This is a genomic window from Streptosporangium sp. NPDC001559, assembly GCF_042893955.1.
GTDB lineage: Bacteria > Actinomycetota > Actinomycetes > Streptosporangiales > Streptosporangiaceae > Streptosporangium.
Window position 1 is genome coordinate 327,615 of sequence record NZ_JBIAVG010000007.1, and the last position, 19,221, is coordinate 346,835.

The following is a 19,221-nucleotide window of genomic DNA, read 5'->3' on the forward strand; positions in this document are numbered from 1 at the left end:
GCATGGCGATGAGGCTTGTACAGATTGCGATGAACGCCCGGAACGACTCCGTGGTCGGCGGATTCTGGGCCGAGGTCCTCGGCTGGGGCCTCTCCAGCGAGGGACCCGGCGTGACCAACGTCGAACCCGTGGGCTTCGCCTATCCCGACCCCGCCATGCTGTACATCGACGTGCTCGCCGTACCGGAGCCCAAGACGGTGAAGAACCGCCTGCACGTCGATCTCGCGACCACCTCCGCCGCCCACCGGGCGGACCTGGTCGCGCGCCTGCGGGCCCTTGGCGCGACGCCCGCCGACGTGGGCCAGGGCGACGTTCCCTGGACGGTTCTCGCCGATCCGGAGGGCAACGAGTTCTGCGTGCTGGAGCCCCGGCCGATCTATCGGGACACCGGGCCGATCGCCGCGGTGGTGGTCGACTGCGTGGATCCGCGGGCCATGGCCCGGTTCTGGGACGGGGCGATGGACTGGACCCTGCACGAGGTCACCGACGACCATGCGACGCTGCGTTCGGCCAGGGGTGTCGGGCCGTACCTTGAGTTCGTCCGCACGCCCGATGTGAAGACCGTGAAGAACCGCGTCCATCTCGATCTCCGGCCGTACCCCGGTGACGACCATGCGGCGGAGGTGGCCAGGGTGCGAACTCTCGGCGCGGTCGACGTCGACCTCGGCCAGGGCGACGTTCCCTGGGCGGTTCTCGCCGACCCGGAGGGCAACGAGTTCTGCGTCCTCACCCCGCGCTGAGGCCTTGGTTCGCGGAGCGTCAAGGACAGATCTGCTGGTAGGACTCTCCGGGAACGTATTGCTGCCATTCCTGCCGGGTGAGGGAGCGCCCCACGGCGGCGCAGACCGCAGCGGGCGGATCCGGGGGCAACTCCGTCTTCCACAGCCGGATGGTCCTGTCCTCCCCACCGGTGGCCAGCAGGCGGCCGTCGGGGCTGAAGGCGACCGTGCGGACGGCACGACTGTGACCGGACAGGGGGGTGCCGATCGGCCGGCGGGTGGCCATGTCCCACAGCCGGATGGTCCTGTCCTCCCCACCGGTGGCCAGTAGACGGCCGTCGGGACTGAAGGCGACCGAGTTCACCGGACCGTTGTGCCCCTCCAGAGGAGCACCTACCGGGAGGCGGGTGGCCATGTCCCACAGCCGGATGGTCCTGTCCTGCCCGCCCGTGGCCAGTAGACGGCCGTCGGGACTGAAGGCGACCGAGTTCACCGGACCGTTGTGCCCCTCCAGAGGAGCACCTACCGGGAGATGGGTGGCCACGTCCCACAACTGGATGACGCCGCGCCAGTTCCCCGCCGCCAGCAGACGACCGTCAGGACTGAAGGCGACCGAGTTCACCGGTCTGCTGCCCCTCACGAGGGGAGCGCCTACCGGGAGATGGGAGGCCACGTCCCACAGCCGGATGACGCCGCGCCAGTTCCCCGCCGCCAGCAGACGACCGTCAGGACTGAAGGCGACCGAGTTCACCACGCTTTCGGAGTTCCCAAGGGCGAGAGCACCGACCGGTTGGCGGGTGACGGCGTCCCAGAGGTGAACGTTCGCGTCGCTGCCGGAGGTGGCCAGCAGACGGCCGTCGGGGCTGAACGCCAGGGTGGCGATACCGCTGGCGGAGCCGGTCACGGGGGAGCCGCTCAGGCGGCGCGTCGTGACGTCCCACAGACGGAAGGTTTTGTCGGTTCCACCGCTGACCAGCAGACGGCTGTCCGGGCTGAAGGCCACGGCGGTGACATCGAGGGTGTGGCCGGCGGGAAGGCCACTGATCTCGTGGAATGTCGCGGTGTTCCACAACCGGATGGTGCCGTCGTCACTGGCGCTGGCCAGGATTCCACCGCTCGGACTGAACGCGATGTTCGCGATCGGGCCGGTGTGACCGCTCAACGGAACGCCGACGGGTCTCTGGGTACGGGCGTCCCACAGCCGGATGCGTCTGCCTCCTTCGTCGACGACGGCCAGCATGGCGCCGTCCGAGCTGAGTGCCAGGTCGCCGGTGTAGCCCGTCGGCAGGGGATGGCCGACCGGGCTGCCGGTGGCGGCGTCCCACAGCCGCACACTCGGACTCGCCATCCCGAAGGTGGCGGCGACGGCGCCGTCGGCGCTGAACCTCACCCGAGGGGACATGCCGACGTCGCCGTCGAACATCGGGCCCTTCATGCGGTGAGTGGCCAGATCCCAGCGTTGTACGCGTTCCCCGTCAAGGTAGCTGGCGGAAACGGTGGTGCCGTCGGAGCCGAAAGCCACCATGACAGCGCCGCGAGCGGAGGCGATGGGCAAGGTGGCGACCGGGCGGCGAGCGACGACGTCCCACACCTGGACGCCCCCCTCGTCGTCGGCGGTGTTCAGCCTGGCACCGTCCGGACTGAACTGCATGGTGGTGACGACGGTGGTGTGACCGGTGGGCAGGGTCCCGACCAGGCGATGGGCGGCGACATCCCACAGCCGCACGTCTTCCCCGACGCCCGCGGTGGCCAGCAGGCGGCCGTCCGGGCTGAAGGCCATCGTGAGGACAGCGCCGTAGCGGGCGGGACCGACGAACAAGGTGGAGACGAGCTGATGGGAGGCGAACTGCCACAGCTGGACACTCCCGTCGGTACCGGCGGTGGCCAGCAGGCGGCCGTCGGGGCTGAAGACCACGGCGGTGACGGCGCCGGTGGGGTTTTTCAGAACTCCGTCCAGGGAACCGGTCAGCATGGTCAGCATGTCGTAGCGGGCCTCGGCGGTGGAAGCGAAACGCCAGGAGGCGGCGGCCAGCAGCCCTGACAGGGCCGGATCCGTCGCGGCCAGTTCGTCACTCCTTTTGGCGACGAGCTGGGCCAGGATCTCCCGTCCACGGGCGTCGACCTGGCGGGCCGCGGCGACCGCGGACACGGCGGCACCCGAGGCCAGGACGGCCAGAACGGCCAGCGCGGCCACCGCCAGCCGCGCCAGCCGCCCGCGCCGGACGGTGGCGCGGTCGGCCAGCTCCGCCGCCCGCACGGAGGCGCGCAGGAAAGCCTGTTCGGCGACGGTGAGGTCGTCGGGGTGGCTCAGCAACGGTTCGGCGGCGGTCAGGCGCGCTCCCCGGTACAGGACGCCGGCGTCCCGGCCGTGCTCGTTCCAGAGGGCGGCGGCCTCACCCAGGCGCCGCCGCAGGCGCAGCAGCTCACGTTCCTGATCGATCCATGCGCGCAGTCGCGGCCAGGAGGTGATCAGCGCCTCGTGGGCCAGTTCGACGTGGTCGTCGTGCAGCGTCACCAGCCGGACTCGGGCGAGCCGTTCCAGCACCCCTTCGGGGTGCGCGACATGGTCGAAGTCCTCGTAGGAGACCGGGCAGCGGGTGTCGGCCGCCTGCTCACCCGGGCTGACCAGCCGCAGCAGCACCCGCTTGGCCTGGTCGGCCTGCTCGGGGGACAGGTGCGTGTAAACCTGCTCGGCGGTGGCGGCGATCGCCCCGTGCACCCCACCGGCCCGTTCGTAGCCTTCCAGGGTCAGCAGGGTGCCACGGCGGCGTCGCCAGGTCTCCAGCAGCGCGTGCGACATCAGCGGCAGCCCACCGGCCTCTCCCGCCACGTCCTCGATGATCCGGTCGGTCAGTGCGCGTTCCACGATCAGCCCGGCGGCGGCGGCCGGTTTGACGATCGCCTCCCGCAGCTCCTGTCGGTTCATCGGCCCGACCAGCACCGTCGAGCCCTGCAGGGCCTCGGTGAGAGCGGAATGCTCGGCGCAACGGCCGAAGAAGTCGGCCCGCACCGCGAGGACCACCCGCCCACCGCCCGGTCCGGCCGTCGCCAGCAGCAGGTCGACGAACGCGGCCCGCTCGGCCGCGTCCGGACACAGGGTGAACAGTTCCTCGAACTGGTCGACCACCACCAGTTCACCCCCGGTGAAGGCGGTGAAGCTGCCGGCGTGCTCACGCATCGGGTGGGCACCGGGAGTGAGCGTCACGACGGTCGGCACCGGTTCGCCCAGGGCACCGTACCGGGCGGCGGGGATCAGGCCGGCGCGCAGCAGCGAGGACTTGCCGCTGCCCGACGGGCCGAACACCGCGGCCAGGCGCCGCCGCTCCAGCATTCCTGTCACCTGGTCCAGCAACCGTTGCCTGCCGAAGAAGCGGTCACGGTCGCCGACGTCGTAGTGCGTCAGCCCCTGGTACGGCGCGGCCCCCTCCTCCTCACCGGCGGTGGGGGAGGCGTGCTCGTCGGCCGCCCGCCGCCAGCGCGTCCGCCAGTCGGCCACGTCTCCGCCACAGGCGCGTACGTAGGCCTCCACCACCGGCCAGGACGCCAGCCGCCGCCCGGCCGCCGCGCGCGACAGCACACTGACCGAATATCCCGCCCGGTCGGCCATTTCCCGGTAGGTGGGACCGCCCGCCTCCTGCCGCAGTTTACGGAGCTCATAGGCGAAACGTTGGACCACCCCCGCGGTGGGATCCAGGGGAGTCTCACTCCGGCCCATCCAGTACTCCCTCCGCCTTGGCGCCGAGAGGTCGACCGAGCCGTCAAATTAACTCAGGCCGAGAAATAGCGGCAACCGGGGCGCGTCCTCCCCGGATCGGCTGCGCGGTTTCGGATGTGCCCGTCAGATGGTTGCGGCCCGCGCCGATCGGATTCTTTTTGTTGCGTACCGGTGCCTGACCTGCGCAACAACCTCTCCGGCGGCTACCTATGGTCGAGAAAGGAAAAGACGTGTCTTCCAAAGAACGAGCTGGAGGCTTTCTTGCGCCTCGACGAATACAGCGGGCGACTGACGACTTCCACGGTGAACGCCGAGCCCGTTTTCCGTGACCACGAACCATCCACCGACCGTTTCATCCGGCGCCGGGAAACGGTCGGCGGACGGCCTCCCACGGTCGTCCGCGGCGACCGCGAAGAGGCGTCCCACGCCGTCGTGCGCCGGATCGGTCTCGGGGCGTTGCACCTGTCGTGGCTTTCGTTCCCGCCGTCGCAGATCTGGCTCGCCGACACGCTGATCCGCCGCTCCGCCCCCGGGACGTACTGCCTCTCGCTGCCCCTGCGCGGCGCCAAGCGGCTGGATCTGGGGAGCCGGCAGGTGATCGCGGGACCGGGGGACCTGCTGTTCTACGACACGACCCGGCCCTTCCACATCCACCTGCTGGCCGACGCGACCGGTGGTGCCGAAAGTGTGATCCTGTACATCCCCAAGGCGTTGATGCCCTTGCCCGCCGACTCTCTGGTACGGCTCGCCGGTCGAAGCCTGCCCTGCTCGGCCGGAGTCGGCGCCCTGCTGCGCAGGCACATCATCGAGCTGGCCCGGCACACCTCCGGCTGCAGCGCGGCCGACGCCACCCGGCTGTCCATGATCACCCTGGACCTGGTCGCCGCGACCTGCGCTCACGTTCTCGAAGCAGGCTCCTCCCCGCAGACCGAGTCGCCCCGTCAGATGTTGCGGGCACGCATCCACGCATTCATCCAGCGGTATCTGAGTGACCCGGAGCTGTGCCCCACGGGCATCGCCGCAGCGCACCAGATCTCCGTTCGCTACCTGCACCGGCTTTTTCAGGATCAGGGGTTGAGCGTGGCCGCCTGGATCCGCTCATGCCGCCTGGAACGCTGCCGCCACGATCTGGCCGACCCCGCTCTGCGGCTCCGGCCCGTCCACGCCATCGCCGCCCGCTGGGGATTCGCCAACAGCGCGCACTTCAGTCGTCTTTTTCGCGCCGCCTACGAAATCTCCCCGATCGATTACCGTCACCGCATCCACCTCATCGGACAGCAGGAACCGGAAACGCCCTCTCGGTCGTCATGCGGCATGCTCAAGCCGTGGGGAGGCCGACCCGGCATCGATGTCCCGGCGACTACGAAACCGGGAACCCGCGTTACCTGACATGGACCGACGTGATGGCCGCGTGCGATCGGCCGGGTCTCCGCGAGGGCGCTCGTATGACGCTCGCGGCGGTCTCACAAGCCGAGGCCGGCCCCCCGTTTCGGGAGTCCTGGGCCGACGAGGACCGGCAGGCCGGTCTGCCCGCCGCCCGCTCCTCCCTGGAATCGGCGGGTCAATTGTTCCCGCTGGCCAGGTCCAAGAGCATGTCAGGGCGTCCAGCCGGCGGCTGTGCGGGCGATGAGGTCGTCGCGGATCCCCTCCAGCCGTGGCCGCTCGTCTGGGTCGACTCGTGGGAGCGGGCAGCGAACGCATGCGCGTTCGTGCTGGCACCCGGTTCCGTAGGCCCTCCCGCAACGGCCGAGAAACTCGTCCCATTCCTCGTCGGTCGGCGTCCTTTATTCCTCTGCGGTACACATTGGACACGCTCGCCAACGGTGGTGAATATCCGGAAAGCGCTCCGTCGCGCTCAAGCTTGTGCCTACGCTGATCTTGACTATCGGTCATGGAGGAACGCGTCCCAATGGGCAGAGCGCGCCGGAAAAAGAACACGTCCGTCAGTCGCGACGTCGAGGCCCGGCAGCAGGAGGAAGCCGAGGCGTCCGAGCCCGGCCGGTCGAAAGGGCTGATCACGTGGCTGACGGGAATCGTCAGCGCCGTGATTCTGGCCGCATTCGGCGTCGTGTTCACCGAGTGGTACAACGCGCACGGCTCCGACACGGTCGAGCGGGTACGCGGCGCCGCAGCGATCACCGTCGGCTACGTGGCCGTCGACTACTCCGAGCGCGACACCGTCCTGCGCGAACCGGTGACCGATCCCGAGGACCGGGCGGTCCTGCTGGCCGCCCACGCGGACGAACGGCGTGAAGCGGTGCTGGCACGCCATCGGATGGCCCTGATCGGCAGCATGGACGTCACCGTCGTGTTGACCGGCAACCGCAGCAGCCTGCGCATCGTGGACATCGAACCGAGGGTCCTCGCCCGCATGCCGGTTTCGGAGGGCGCCCGCCTGATCGCCATCACCGCCGGCGGCGAAGCGGGCACCGTCGGGATGGCCGCCAACCTCGACCGTCCCGTTCCCCGGTTCACGGCAGACGGGGACGTTTCATACTTCCGGAAGAAGCAGATCGATCTGAAACGGGACGAGCCGGTCACGCTCAGTCTGAGCTTCACCGGCAAGAAGGCGTACTACGAGTTCGACCTCCTGGTCACGGCGCTCGCGGACGGCCGTACGGAACAGCTCGTGGTCAAAGGGCCGGACGGGGGGGCGTTCCGGCTGACCGGCGAGGCCGCCCGCTACCGGTCCTACTACCGGCAGGCGCCGCAGGGCGGCTGGCAGCCGGTCTCCTGCGGGAGACCCCGGCCGTGCTGACCACCCGCGCGCTCAGGACCCTGGCGGCGCTGGCGGTGACCGCCGCGCTCGCGGTCGCCGACGACGGGCGGCCCGCGCCGGAACTCGTCGGCTGGCGGGAAGCCTGGTCGGTCCCCGTCGGGGAGAAGGCCTCGCTCTCCTTCCTGACCGGTGAGAACCTGCTGACGGTGACGAAGGAGGGGGCGGTGGTCGTGCGCGACGCCGGCACCGGCGCGGTCCGGCGCACCCTCCCCACCGCCGTCGCCTCCCCGGACGGCGTCTCGGCCGCGAACGGGATCCTCTTCGTCACCGGACTGGACAATCAGGCGACCGCCTGGCACTGGGTTCTGCACGCCTATGACCTCGCCTCCGGCAGGCCCTTGTGGCAGTACGAGGCTCCTGCGTCGGAGAGCGGCTACCGGAAGGTCCAGGCGGCCGGGCGCGCCGTCGTCGTCTACCGGTGGGGAGGCGGGCTGCTCTCGCTCGACGCGCGGACCGGGGGAGTCCAGGCGCGCGCCGACGACATGCCGGGCTGCGACATGGTGACCTCTGGCACATCCCGGTCCGTGATGCTCCTGACCCGCTGCGAGCACGGCCGCGTCCAACTCGCCTCCTACGACCCGCGCACGCTGCGGAAGAACTGGACGCGTTCCATCACCACCCGGACCCCCGCCGCGGACGACGGCGCGCGGCTCGGGTACGAGCGGGCGCCGGACGGCTACGTCATCGTGAAGGCGTACGACGAGCGATTCCCCTTCGCCGAGGACGGCACGCCGCTGCCCGTCTCTCACCTGCCCGCCGACGACGACGGCTGGAGCCCGCCGCTGGAGGTCGGCCACCATCCCGACGCCCCGGACCGCCCCGGGTTCGACTGGAACGCCGCGTGGCCGCTGCCCGGCTTCCTCATCTCGCGCGACGGGGACACCGCCCGCCTGGGTGCGTTCCCCCTGGACCGGCCGCTTCCCCACGTCTTCGATTTCGTGGGGGCGGCCTCGGGGCTGGCCTTCGTCCAGAGCGGCAGCCGGCTCACCGCGTTCCGCCCGGTCTACGGACGGCCCGCCGGGCCCGTCGCGCTCGGCGGCGTCGCGCCGGGCGACTGGCCGGACGCGTGCTCCCTGCTCGGCCCCCACGACCTCGCCCCCGGCGCCCGCCCTCTGCCCGGACGCAAGTCGCTGGGCCCCCTGACCCCGCCCAAGCCCGTGACCTGCGACTGGGTGTCGCCCGACGACGACCGCGGCGTCGTCTCGCTCTCCGTGAGCTGGGTGTCCCCGGACGCAGGCGCCCTGTTCGCCGCCGCGGCCGAGCAGATCAAAAGGCACGAGAGCTTCGACTACGACCCAACGACCGAGGGCGAGGGCGTCTTCTCCTACACCGCCCACGGCCCCGGCGGGACGTTCGGCGCGACGCTCGTCAACGTGGGGCCGGTCATCGTCCATCTGACGTCGCCGTCCCGGCTGCTCCAGCGCCTGGCCGCGGTCCGGGTGCGCGACAATCTGATGGCCCGCTACCGGCCGGGGGAGCACGTCCGTCCTCCTGCGCGGACAGGCGGCTGGACCCGCCTCGCCGACGCGGGAGTCCGCGCCGACCCAGTGGTGCACGGCGGTGTGGTGTACGCCGGCGCCGACGACGGGCTGTACGCCCTGGACGCCGTCACCGGCCGGGCGCGGTGGAAGTCCTCCTGGCCCGCCGTGCCCATGCTGGTGGGCGGCGTGCTCTACGGCGCCAGGAGCGACGGGGTGGCGGCCCTCGACGCCGCCACCGGCCGGATGCGGTGGAACCGCCGCTTCGACGCCAGAGACATCGTCATCAAGGCCGACGGCGTGTACTCGGGTGTCGGCTTCACCCACGTCATCGCGCTGGACGCCGCCACCGGCAGGCAGCGGTGGCGCTTCCGCGTCCCCGGCGCCCTGGGCAACGTGGCCGTGGCCGCCGGCACCGTCTACGTGATCAGCCAGAAAGGTCACGTGGGCGGCAAGCAAGGCCTGCTGTCCGCCCTTGACGCCAAGACGGGCGCCCTTCGCTGGCGCTCCCGTCTGGGCGCCGCCAACGTCACCCCCGCCGGTTACCTCACCGCGACCGGAGAGGCCGTCTTCGCGGTCACCGGCACGAAGATGATCGCGCTCGACCCCGCCACCGGGAAGCCGCGGTGGCGCGCCCGCTTCGGCGACATCGTCCGGTACGACCCCATCGTGATCGGCGACACCGTGTACCTCGGCGACCTCGCCGGACGCACATACGCGTTGGACACCACCTCCGGCCAGGAGCGCTGGCGGCTCACCACCGCGGGCGACAGCGGCTTCTGGAACGTGGTTGAGTCACGAGGGACGGTCTACGTCGGCGGCCAGGACCTGCACGCGCTCGACCCCGCCTCCGGGGAAGAACGGTGGAGCAGGCCGCTCACCGCCAGGGTGTCGGTCCACGAGGACACCGTCTTCGCCCAAGACGAGGGCGGCACGCTGCACGCGCTGGACGCGGCCACCGGCGCGCCCCGCTGGCGCTTCCAGACCGGTGGCAGGTTCCAGACCCTGCCGGTTGTGGCCGACGACCTCGTCTACGTCGGCAGCTCGAACGGCAATCTGTACGCGCTGCGCGCCACGGACGGAACTCCCGGGCCGAACCCAGCCGAGCTTGACGGCCCAGAGCTCGGGTTGGCGTCACCAGGGGCAAAGGAGGGCGTTGCCGCAGGCCATAGCAGGTGACGGCTGTGGCGGCTACCTCCGGGTTTCAGTCCGGGTGTCCGGGCATGAGTCCGGCGCTTGCTTTCCCGATAACGGTAGCGAGCACGTTTCCGCAGGTCGCGTTGCTCGCTAACGGTTCTATGTCAACCCGTCCAGGGGCTCCCGGTTTCTCACGGCTACTTTGCGTCTGGTGCCACGAACCCGAGCGCCGGGCCTACTTTGCGATCACGGTCACCGACGGACGCTGAACACGGGCTACGGCCTGTACGCCCATCGCGCAACGTCTCGCTGTTGCCTCTGCGGAACCCATGCGTCAGCTTGGAGTGATCAGCGCCGGGGTGTGCCAACCATGGTCGCCCAAGGTTCTGACTCCTGATAACGAAGGTTATCCCGTAACCAGATCAGGGTGGGCCCAGATGGACCCCCAATCGCAGATATTCATGAGGAGCGGTCGGTTGAAGCCATCTTGTTGCAGAGGTAAGGGCGGGCCAGCGCGAGGGCGAGGATGGTCAGCAGGGAGCCGAAGTAGACGGGGGCCAAGTGCCAGAAGTCGGTGTAGCCGGCGTGGGCGTGGATGACGATCGGGGGGAGGAAGCCGATCAGGGCGGCGAGGGCCAGGGTCCACCAGATCCAGGCCTCGCCGCGGCGCCAGCCCCAGGCGCTCAGGCCGGTGATCGCCGCCGCCGCGGCCGTCAAGGCTCCGCCGAAACCGGCCCGGTCATGGGCGATGAACGGCACCAGATGCACGTTGGCCGCCTGCAGATCTTCGGACGTGGTCTGCAGGAAGACCAGGTCGCTGGGGACGAACACGTGCGTAAGGCCGACGACAGAGACGACCGCGCCACCAATGAACAGCCCGACGCCCGTAATGATCATCAGTAGCTGGCCGAGGTGCGCCCGGAGCCGCTCGGGCTCCGGGCCGTCCGGCTGGAGCGTCCATCGCGGCCGGTCGGGGCTGCGGCGGGTCGCGAGCACGAACATCGGGAACAGGACGACGGCGACCGCGGTGTGCAGGGGCTCCAGGAAACCGAAGCCCAGGAAATAGAAGAGGGTGGGGAACCCGATGTAGCCGGACACCAGGTAGGCGTTTCGGGCCCAGGGCCAGCCGCGCCGGATCCCGCCGACGGCCAGGCCCACGTAGAGCACCCCGATCGCGACCATGGTGGCGGCCATGGTGATCCGGTCGTGCTGCAGGAAATGCACCAGGTGGTGGTTGATGTGGTGCAGCCCGTTCAGATCGGTGCCGAGGAAGTCACGGTCGTACCAGAGCAGCACGGGACCGAGGGTGATCAGCGCCGCACCGAGCCCCCCGCCGATCATCCCGGCTCCGACGCAGAACCCCCACCACCAGGCGGGCCACCGCCGGGGATCCCACCCCACCGCCCGCAACCCCGTCGCCGGATGCGTTGGTGTCGCTGCCTCCGTCACCCTTTGGAACCACCCGGGCCCTTCCGTTACCAGGACTGTCGGAGTTGCCAGTACGGTGCCGCCGTCCTGCAGCAGAGCCACTGCTTCGGCGGTCCCCGGAGCGCTCACCGAAACCAGCCGCGCGTTCTCGAGGAGGACGCCGTCGATGTGCGGGGCGAGTGCCGCGGCGGTCTCGGGGTCGGTGGACCGAATGAAGACGGGACGCCGGCGGCCCGCGGTCGCCTCGAGGACCTGAGGGACGTCGGCGGGAGTGACCGGGGCGATCACGATGAAGCCGGCGCCCTGGGTGGGGAGGGCGCGGATCGCGTCGCGGGCCACGGCCGGCGGCACGATCGCGCCCAGGCGGGAGGCCACCGGGACGCCGGCGACCGTTCCGGCCAGGTCGGGCGGGGCGGGGCGGTGGCCGAACGCCAGGGAGACGACCCGGCGGCCGCTGGGAAGGGAGACCAGGGTGGCCAGGGCGTGCAGGGCGACGCGCCGCGACCGGCGGACGCCCAGGACGGCGGCCGTGATGCCGCGCAGCGGGTGGTAGGTCCAGTCGGGCATCAGGGCCGCCAGTCCAGAATCGGTGTCATCGACCGCAAGGTCGCGGCGCTGGGAGTGAGCCGGGCGGCCAGGTCGCGGGCGAGGGCGGCCGGCGGCCAGGCCAGCTGGCCGATGGCGCCGAGGCGGGCGGAGCGCCGCGCGACCATCTGGGTGCGGGCCCGACGCAGTTCGTCGTAGCGGTCGAGGCCGCCGGGCTCGTCAAGGCAGGCCGCCAAGACGACTGCGTCCTCGAGTGCCTGGCAGGCTCCCTGGCCGAGGTTGGGGGTCATCGCATGTGCGGCGTCGCCGAGCAGCGCCACCCGTCCGCTCATAAAGGAGGCCAGCGGAGGCAGGTCGTAGACGTCATGACGGAGGACGTCGGATGCGGGGACAGCGGCCAGTAGCGCCGGAATGGGATCGGCCCAGCCTCCGAAGCGCCGCGTGAGCTCGGCGTGTTCTCCGCCAGCGGCGGCCTCGCCGGCGGGCACGGTCGCGGTGGCGAAGCAGTAGGCACGCCCGCCCGGCATCGAGGTGAACCCGAACCTCTCACCGCGCCCCCAGAAGGCGGCCCCTTCGCCCAGACCTCGTGGCAGCGGCCCGCTGACCATGCGCCAGGCGGTGTACCCGGCGTACCGGGGTCCTGCGGCCGCGGGCCACCCGTGCCGCCGCACGGTGCTGTGCAACCCGTCGGCCCCCACCACCAGGTCGACCCGCCGAGTCCCGCCCTGGTGCGAGACCACGACGCCGTCACCGTCGTCCCGGACGCCCGTCACCTCGGTCGAGCCCCGGAGCACCTCAGCGGGCAGTGATTCGACCAGCACCCGCACCAGTTCGGCCCGGTGCAGGATGACCATGGGCAGCCCGAACCGGCGCTCGATCTCGGCCCCGTCGGTCCGAGACAGCCATCGGCCCGCCCGGTCCCGCACGCCTCCGGCCGCCTCGACGGCCCCCAGCCCCTGCACGGTCTCTCCCAGGTCCAGCTCACCGAGAGCCCGCAGCGCATTGGGCCACAGCGAGATCCCCGCCCCGATCTCGGCGAACTCCGAAGCCCGCTCCCAGACCTCAACCTCCCACCCCCGCCGCCCCAATGCGACGGCGGCCGCCAGTCCACCGATCCCCCCACCAACGATCACGGCGCTCCGGCCCATTGACACCGCACTCCCCCCGTCTCAGCCACCATATGACTCACCCTCCGTGGCGCATCGGGCATCCGCCGGGAATGATCGCGTTTAGGCCATCCGCTTCAGCACGCTCACACGCATCTGCCACGCCCTAAAGCTTGTTGCAGAAGGTGGTGTTTAGGCAGGTCGGGGCCGGGGTGGTGACTGTCGTGGTCATGGTGTGAGGGCGAGGTTGTGCATGTGGGCGACGGCTTGGACGGCGTGGTGGAGACCGGTTCCTCTTTGTCGGCAGTCGCGCAGGATCTTGTAGTTCTTCATGCGGCCGAAGACATGCTCGACGCGGGCGCGGATACGCCGATGCTCGGCGTTGTCTTCTTCCTGGGCCCGGAGCAAGGGTCTGCCCGCCCGTTTGCGGTGGGGGACGATCAGGCCGGTGTTCGGGTAGGCGCCGTCGGCCAGGACGTTCATGCCCTGGCACCGGGCCGGTAGGTCCGAGGCCCGCCGGACATGGGCGTCGGCCTTGTTACCCGGGGCCGGTCGGGCGGTCGCCACGACCAGGCGGGTATCGGCGTCGATGACGACCTGCACATTCGCTGAGAACCGGTGGTTACGGCTGGAGGCGCCGACGGTGCGGTCCCGTACCGGGATGAGGGTGCCGTCGACGATCCACAGCCGTTCCACCGCGTCGGCCGGCCTGGAGGCGGGTTCGAGGGCGAGCAGGGGACCCAGCCGGCCGATGACGCGGCAGACGGTCGCCGCGGAGATCCCGAACAGCGGTGCGAGCCGGCGCATGGTGAGGTTGGTGCGGTAGTAGACGGCTACCAGGAGCACGCGCTCGGCCAGGGGCAGACGTCAGGGCGCCCGCCGCCGGGACCGTTTCCGCCCCGCTCCCGCACCATCCGCAGCAGCCGATCAAAGCGGCTCATTCGCAGTCCGGTGAAGGTCTCCACCCATAAAGGATCAGCGCGCAACACCCCGCCCATACAAGGAAGATGCCCAACCACACGCTTCTGCAACAAGATTTAGCAGCCGTTGCGAAGGTGTTCTTCCAGAATGCGCTGGGCGGTGAGACGGACCTGGAGTTCTTCGTGTGGGTCGCGTCCGGTGGCGGGGGTGGGAGCTCCGGCGATGGCGGCGCGCGGAACAGCAGACGCTTGGTCCTGCCGGGTGCTGTTGGAGGGCGACATCCACGGCATCCTCAGATAGGCGCAGATGACGTTGACGATGGTCTGCCGGTGGCCGGGGTTGTCCTGCGCCAGGCGCTCCAGCGCGTACAGGCCGGCCAGTCGTACGGCGGCCGCCTCATGGCCGAGTTGCTCGGCGGCCTTGGTGTACAGGTCGGTCACCCGGCGTTCGGTCGCGTCGTGGGTGGTGTGCGCGGCGGTGACCTCCTGGTGGTGCTGGCGGCGGAAGGCCAGCATCAGCGTGACCGCCGCTCCGATTGCGGCTCCGGTGGCCAGCGCGGTGCGCAGCGTCTCTCCCCGCGCACTCCCCGCCCCACCGGCGCCGGGGTTCGGGGCGGGAATCGCGGCGGCCGGGTCGGCCAGGAGCCACCACAACGTGGCGGCGACCGCGACACCGACCAGCACGGTCACGCAGACGATCCACCAGAGAACAGACCGGGGCGTGCGCAGCGGCGGGGGCGTGACCATGACGGCTCGGTGACGGAAGGGCGGAGACGACGGCGCGGAAGCAGCGGAAGTAACGGCATGCTCGCCATTCCAGCCGTCCGGCGTCGTCAGTACGGGAAGTTCTGCGAGTTTCGCGAGCCTCTCGCGCGGGCGCGCGCGGGAGGCGATCCAGCGCCACCTCCTCGATGGTGGCCTGCCCCTGCCCGGCCTGGAGGATAGCCGTCGCTTGCCCGCCCGCAACCCCCACCTGCTCCGCCGTACGGGCCGGACGTCGGCTCCTCGGGGCTTGCGGGCGGCGTCGACGGCTTCCCGAAGGCCTCGGCAGATGCAGGAGTGGGCTTATGCCAGCACTCTCTTCAGGACGTCGACGGCCTTGGCCGCGCCGTTCTCGGTAAGGATCGTCCGCCCGAGCTGCTCGGCCCGTTCGGCGATGGCACGGTCGGTGACGGTTCGGCGGATGGCTTCGGCCAGGTCTTCCGCGGTCAGGCGGCGCTGTGGCCGCGGAGGTGGGGCCACTCCGGCGGTGTGCGCACGGTCCGCCCAGAACGGCTGGTCGGCGACGAAGGGGCACACCACCTGGGGACGTCCAGAGGCCAGCGCGGCGCCGGTAGTGCCGCTGCCGCCGTGATGGACGACGGCCGCCATACGGGGGAACAACCAGTCATGGGGGGCCTGGTCGAGCAGGAACATCTCCCGGGGCGGGTTCTCGATCCGGATGCCGCCCCACCCGGCGGCCACCACCGCTCGTACCCGGGCGAGCTTCACCGCCTGTGTCACGATTCGGCCGAGACGGTGCGGGTCGGTGCCGGCCATGCTGCCGAACCCGATGTAGACGGGCGGTTCTCCCTCGTCCAGGAACGCGGCGAGTTCGGCTGAGGGCTCCCAGTCCGGCGGGGTGGGCAGGAACCAGAAGCCCGTGGTGTGCACCCACGTCGGATAGTCCACGTCGTCGGGCAGCAGGTGGGGGCTGAACCCCTGGAGCACGGTGGCGGGTTCACCGCCGGGGCGGCGCAGGAAGTCGTACGCGCCTCGCCTGCGGGGCAGGTGGAGGATGTCCTCGCGCAGCTGTTTTCCACCCATGAAGCGCAGCATCAGCCGGAACGGCAGGTACGAGGCCCGGTTCAGCGCTCGCGGCAGCGAGATGGGAAGCATCGGGTTGCGGAAGGCTCCGGTCGGCACCCAGACCGGTTGCAGGAGGGCGGGAACCGCGGGAACACCGAGTTTCTCGGCGATGTGCTGGCCGGGGATGCTCGGGGCGTGCACGACCACGTCCGCGCCGCTCTCGGCGACCCGGGCCGCGTCCTCCAGCGCTCTGGCGAGGAGGGGCTTGCTGCGCCGCATGACGCGCAGCGCGACCCTTTTGCCCCGGATACCGCGGTAGTTCGTCTCGATGGCCTCACGCACCTCCGGGTCGTCGATCAACGTGTTGGGCCCGTCATGGAGGGGAGCGAAGTCCAGACCGTACGGCTCGGCCAGGGCGGCGGAGGCGGCGGGTGCGGCCAGGAGCACCTCGTGCCCCTCCCAGCGCAGCGCCAGGGCGAGTGCCGCGTAGGGCTGGACGTCTCCGCGTGTGCCGTGGGTGAGGATGAGGACCTTCATCGGCGTTCCTTCGTTGGAGGGACTGCTGCGCTCGCCGACCAGGCTTCCCGGCACACCGTCGGCCCTGTGACAGGCCGAATACCAGAAACATAGCCGAAGTTCGGAAATTTCTGAAGGCCCAGAAATTCAGATATGCTGCTGCCCGGAGGTGACCGGATGGGCGAGCAGGAACGATGGCAGACCGCCGAACGGCTGGCTCTGGCGCTGACCGAGGGCGGCCTGCAACGCATGTCGGCGCGCACGCTGGCGGTGTTCCTGTTCACCGACGCCGCCACCGTCACCATGGGCGACATCGCCGACCGGCTCGGCGTCAGCGCGGGTTCAGTGTCCGGTGCGATCAAGGCCCTGTTGTCGGTCAGTCTGATCGAACGCCTGCCCGCGCCCGGCAGCCGCCGCGAGCACTACCGGCTGCGCGAGGACGCCTGGCCCACCCTGTTCTCCACCCAGAACACCGTCGTGCACGTCATGCTGCAGGCCGCCGAGACCGCCATCGCCACCACCGCCCCCGACGACCCGGCCCACGAGCGGTTGAGCCGGATGCGCGACTTCTACACATTCCTGCTGGGTGAACTACCTGGTCTGCTGCGCCGCTGGCAGGAGCAGCAGACATCGCGCTGAACAGACCACCCGCCGTACCGGCTCTGGGCTCAGGACTCCCGAAGCTGCGCCCAGCCGCAAAGTAGACGGGCTGATCCATCTCAGCGCGGGTTTCCGTGGGGCTTGCAGGCGGGTGGTGTTGACGGCTTCCGAAGCCTCGGGCAGAGGCGGCCGGGGAAGGCAGGCGCAGGGATTTCGGGAGCCTCTTACACGTGTGTGAAGGCCACGCCGTTCCTGGCCTTGGGGCGGAAGGGGATGGCCAGCGGTGGTGGCGCGTGCAGAAAGCCGCACGCTCGTCTGCGCTGGCGGCAGGGCCCGAGCGGAGAGGCCTGATGCGTTGACCGCAGGGCATGCCAACGGGGGTCCCGTTGAGTGTGTGGTGAAGCCTTGGTGCACCATGAGCACCCATTGGGAACAAGGCGGCACTGGGTACGCACAAGGAGACAATCATGGCCAGCACGTCAACGTCGGCGAACACAGGGCTGCGCGGGTGGTTGCTGCATGGCCTGCAGCGCTCCGATCCCAGAACCAGCGGTCCGCACCACGAAGAGCCGCCCGACCACCAGCACGCCTGGTGGCAGGTGATGTGCCTGACCGGCGTGGACTACTTCTCCACCCTGGGATATCAGCCCGGCATCGCCGCGCTGGCCGCCGGAACGCTCAGCCCGGTGGCCACCCTGCTGCTGGTGGCGCTGACCCTGTTCGGCGCGCTGCCGACCTACCGGGCGGTGGCCAGGGAAAGCCCTCATGGGCTCGGGTCGTTGTCGATGCTGGAACGCCTGCTGCCCGGCTGGCGCGGCAAACTTCTGGTGCTGTTCCTGCTCGGATTCGTGGCCACCGCCTTCATCGTGACGATCACCCTGTCGGCCGCCGACGCCACGGCGCACATCCTGCACAACCCGTTCGTGCCGGCCTTCTTCGCCGACTGGCAGGTTCCGGTCACGCTGGTGCTGATCGCCGCCCTGGGCGGGGTGTTCCTGGCCGGGTTCAGCGAGGCCATCTCCATCGCCGTCGTCCTGGTGGCCGTCTACCTCCTGCTGAACGTGGTCGTGGTGGGCGTCGCCCTGCAGCATGCGCTCACCAGGCCCGGCCTGGTCACTGACTGGGGCACCGCGGTGACGACCGAATACTCCAGCCCGATCGCGATGATCGCCGTCTCGGCGTACGTCATGCCCAAACTCGCCCTGGGCCTGTCCGGGTTCGAGACCGGCGTGGCCGTGATGCCCCTGGTCAAAGGCGGCCTGGTCCAGCGGATCAAGGGGGCGAAGAAGCTGCTGACCACCGCGGCGCTCATCATGAGCGTGTTCCTGATCTCCTCCAGCTTCGCCACCACCGTACTGATCCCGGCCGAGGAGTTCGCCGAAGGCGGCAAGGCCAACGGCCGCGCCCTGGCCTACCTGGCCCACGAATTCCTGGGCGACTGGTTCGGCACCGCCTACGACCTGTCCACGATCGCGATCCTGTGGTTCGCCGGCGCCTCGGCGCTGGCCGGGCTGCTCAACATCGTGCCGCGCTACCTGCCGCGCTACGGCATGGCCCCGGACTGGTCGCGCGCGGCCCGGCCGATGGTGCTGATCTTCACCGCCATCTCCTTTCTCATCACGCTGGTCTTCGGCGCCGACGTCGAATCCCAGGGCGGGGCCTACGCCACCGGCGTGCTCGCCCTGATCCTGTCGGCCGCCATCGCCGTCACCCTGTCGGCGTGGACCGGCGGCCGTACCCGGGCCGCGATCGCCTTCGGCATCGTCACGCTGATCCTCGCCTACGCCACCGTGGCCAACATCATCGAACGTCCCGACGGCCTGGTCATCGCCCTGCTGTTCGTCCTGGCCATCGTCATCACCTCACTGATCTCCCGCGCCACCCGATCCACCGAGCTGCGGGTCACCCACATCACCCTGGACGACCTGGCCCGCCGGTACCTCAACGAGACCGGCGAGATCCACCTGATCGCCAACGAGCCGAACGCGCGTGACGGCAAGGAGTACGTCGACAAAGCACGCGAGGCCTGGGAACTGCACCGTCTGCGCAGCAGCGAAGGCCTGCTGTTTTTGGAGGTCACCGTCCCCGACGCCTCCGAATTCGCCTCCGAACTGCGCGTCGTCGGCGAGGAACGCCACGGTTTCCGCATCCTGCGCATGCAAAGCCCCACCGTCGCCAACGCGATCGCGGCCCTGCTGCTGCACCTGCGCGACCAGACCGGCAAGATGCCGCACGTGTACTTCCACTGGGCCGCCGAGGGCAACCCGATCGGCGCCCTGCTGCGTTATCTGGTCTTCGGCGGTGGCGACGTCCCGCCGCTGACCCGTGAGGTGCTGCGCCAGGCCGAACCCGACACCGCCCGGCGCCCCCTCGTCCACGTCGGCTGACTTTCGCTCCAGCGCCCGGCGGGCGGGCCTTCACGTCTTTCGCGACACCCTGCACATGTGCGCGAAGAATCCCGCACACCTCTGCGAGCTGGAGGGTAGCCG

At 70.3% G+C, this 19,221-nt stretch carries 11 protein-coding genes and 1 pseudogene; 6 read left to right on the forward strand and 6 right to left on the reverse strand.

Annotated features, from left to right (window positions below; all coding sequences use genetic code 11):
* Window positions 1–2: 2 nt before the first annotated feature.
* Window positions 3–740: a VOC family protein gene (locus tag ACFYY8_RS18510; protein ID WP_390042257.1), complete on the forward strand. Its 738-nt coding sequence runs from the start codon at window positions 3–5 to the stop codon at window positions 738–740.
* Between the two features lie 19 nt (window positions 741–759).
* On the opposite strand, the gene ACFYY8_RS18515 is transcribed toward ACFYY8_RS18510, so the two are convergent.
* The gene (locus tag ACFYY8_RS18515) at window positions 760–4,434 is read right to left on the reverse strand and encodes a hypothetical protein (RefSeq protein WP_390042259.1); all 3,675 of its coding nucleotides are present in this window, start codon (window positions 4,432–4,434) and stop codon (window positions 760–762) included.
* Between the two features lie 261 nt (window positions 4,435–4,695).
* Between ACFYY8_RS18515 and ACFYY8_RS18520 the strand changes: the two genes are divergently transcribed.
* The 3 genes from ACFYY8_RS18520 (at window position 4,696) to ACFYY8_RS18530 (ending at window position 9,870) form a co-directional block, all read left to right on the forward strand.
* On the forward strand, window positions 4,696–5,823 hold the full coding sequence (locus tag ACFYY8_RS18520) for a helix-turn-helix domain-containing protein (protein WP_390042261.1): 1,128 nt from the start codon (window positions 4,696–4,698) through the stop codon (window positions 5,821–5,823).
* A gap of 655 nt (window positions 5,824–6,478) precedes the next feature.
* Window positions 6,479–7,192 (forward strand): hypothetical protein, encoded by a 714-nt coding sequence (locus ACFYY8_RS18525; protein WP_390042264.1) that lies wholly within the window; start codon window positions 6,479–6,481, stop codon window positions 7,190–7,192.
* Window positions 7,186–9,870, forward strand: a complete 2,685-nt coding sequence (locus tag ACFYY8_RS18530) for a PQQ-binding-like beta-propeller repeat protein (protein ID WP_390042267.1) — start codon at window positions 7,186–7,188, stop codon at window positions 9,868–9,870. The genes ACFYY8_RS18525 and ACFYY8_RS18530 overlap by 7 nt, the downstream gene beginning before the upstream one ends.
* 417 nt (window positions 9,871–10,287) lie before the next feature.
* Here ACFYY8_RS18530 and ACFYY8_RS18535 read toward each other — a convergent pair whose 3' ends face one another.
* From ACFYY8_RS18535 to ACFYY8_RS18555, 5 genes and pseudogenes are all read right to left on the reverse strand, one after another.
* Window positions 10,288–11,823, reverse strand: coding sequence for a hypothetical protein (locus tag ACFYY8_RS18535; protein WP_390042269.1), 1,536 nt, complete (start codon window positions 11,821–11,823; stop codon window positions 10,288–10,290).
* Complete coding sequence (locus tag ACFYY8_RS18540) at window positions 11,823–12,935, reverse strand: FAD-dependent monooxygenase (protein ID WP_390042271.1); 1,113 nt, start codon at window positions 12,933–12,935, stop codon at window positions 11,823–11,825. Before ACFYY8_RS18540 ends, ACFYY8_RS18535 begins: the two co-directional genes overlap by 1 nt.
* Window positions 12,936–13,136: 201 nt before the next feature.
* Window positions 13,137–13,906: pseudogene (locus ACFYY8_RS18545) on the reverse strand (transposase family protein).
* Between the two features lie 39 nt (window positions 13,907–13,945).
* Window positions 13,946–14,575: a hypothetical protein gene (locus tag ACFYY8_RS18550; protein ID WP_390042273.1), complete on the reverse strand. Its 630-nt coding sequence runs from the start codon at window positions 14,573–14,575 to the stop codon at window positions 13,946–13,948.
* Between the two features lie 318 nt (window positions 14,576–14,893).
* Entirely contained in the window at window positions 14,894–16,153 is a 1,260-nt protein-coding gene (locus tag ACFYY8_RS18555; protein WP_390042275.1) for a glycosyltransferase, read from the reverse strand.
* Between the two features lie 132 nt (window positions 16,154–16,285).
* Here ACFYY8_RS18555 and ACFYY8_RS18560 point away from each other — a divergent pair, with 132 nt between their 5' ends.
* Together ACFYY8_RS18560 and ACFYY8_RS18565 are read left to right on the forward strand one after the other, a co-directional pair.
* The gene (locus tag ACFYY8_RS18560; RefSeq protein ID WP_390042277.1) at window positions 16,286–16,771 is read left to right on the forward strand and encodes a GbsR/MarR family transcriptional regulator; all 486 of its coding nucleotides are present in this window, start codon (window positions 16,286–16,288) and stop codon (window positions 16,769–16,771) included.
* Window positions 16,772–17,199: 428 nt separating this feature from the next.
* Window positions 17,200–19,119: an amino acid transporter gene (locus tag ACFYY8_RS18565; protein ID WP_390042279.1), complete on the forward strand. Its 1,920-nt coding sequence runs from the start codon at window positions 17,200–17,202 to the stop codon at window positions 19,117–19,119.
* Window positions 19,120–19,221: the final 102 nt, after the last annotated feature.

Bases quoted from the DNA above. Each gene is read 5' to 3' on its own strand.
- ACFYY8_RS18555 (WP_390042275.1), bottom strand. From the start codon at position 16,153: ATGAAGGTCCTCATCCTCACCCACGGCACACGCGGAGACGTCCAGCCC.
- ACFYY8_RS18550 (WP_390042273.1), bottom strand. From the start codon at position 14,575: ATGGTCACGCCCCCGCCGCTGCGCACGCCCCGGTCTGTTCTCTGGTGG.
- ACFYY8_RS18510 (WP_390042257.1), top strand. From the start codon at position 3: ATGGCGATGAGGCTTGTACAGATTGCGATGAACGCCCGGAACGACTCC.
- ACFYY8_RS18565 (WP_390042279.1), top strand. From the start codon at position 17,200: ATGGCCAGCACGTCAACGTCGGCGAACACAGGGCTGCGCGGGTGGTTG.
- ACFYY8_RS18535 (WP_390042269.1), bottom strand. From the start codon at position 11,823: ATGCCCGACTGGACCTACCACCCGCTGCGCGGCATCACGGCCGCCGTC.
- ACFYY8_RS18515 (WP_390042259.1), bottom strand. From the start codon at position 4,434: ATGGGCCGGAGTGAGACTCCCCTGGATCCCACCGCGGGGGTGGTCCAA.
- ACFYY8_RS18560 (WP_390042277.1), top strand. From the start codon at position 16,286: ATGCTGCTGCCCGGAGGTGACCGGATGGGCGAGCAGGAACGATGGCAG.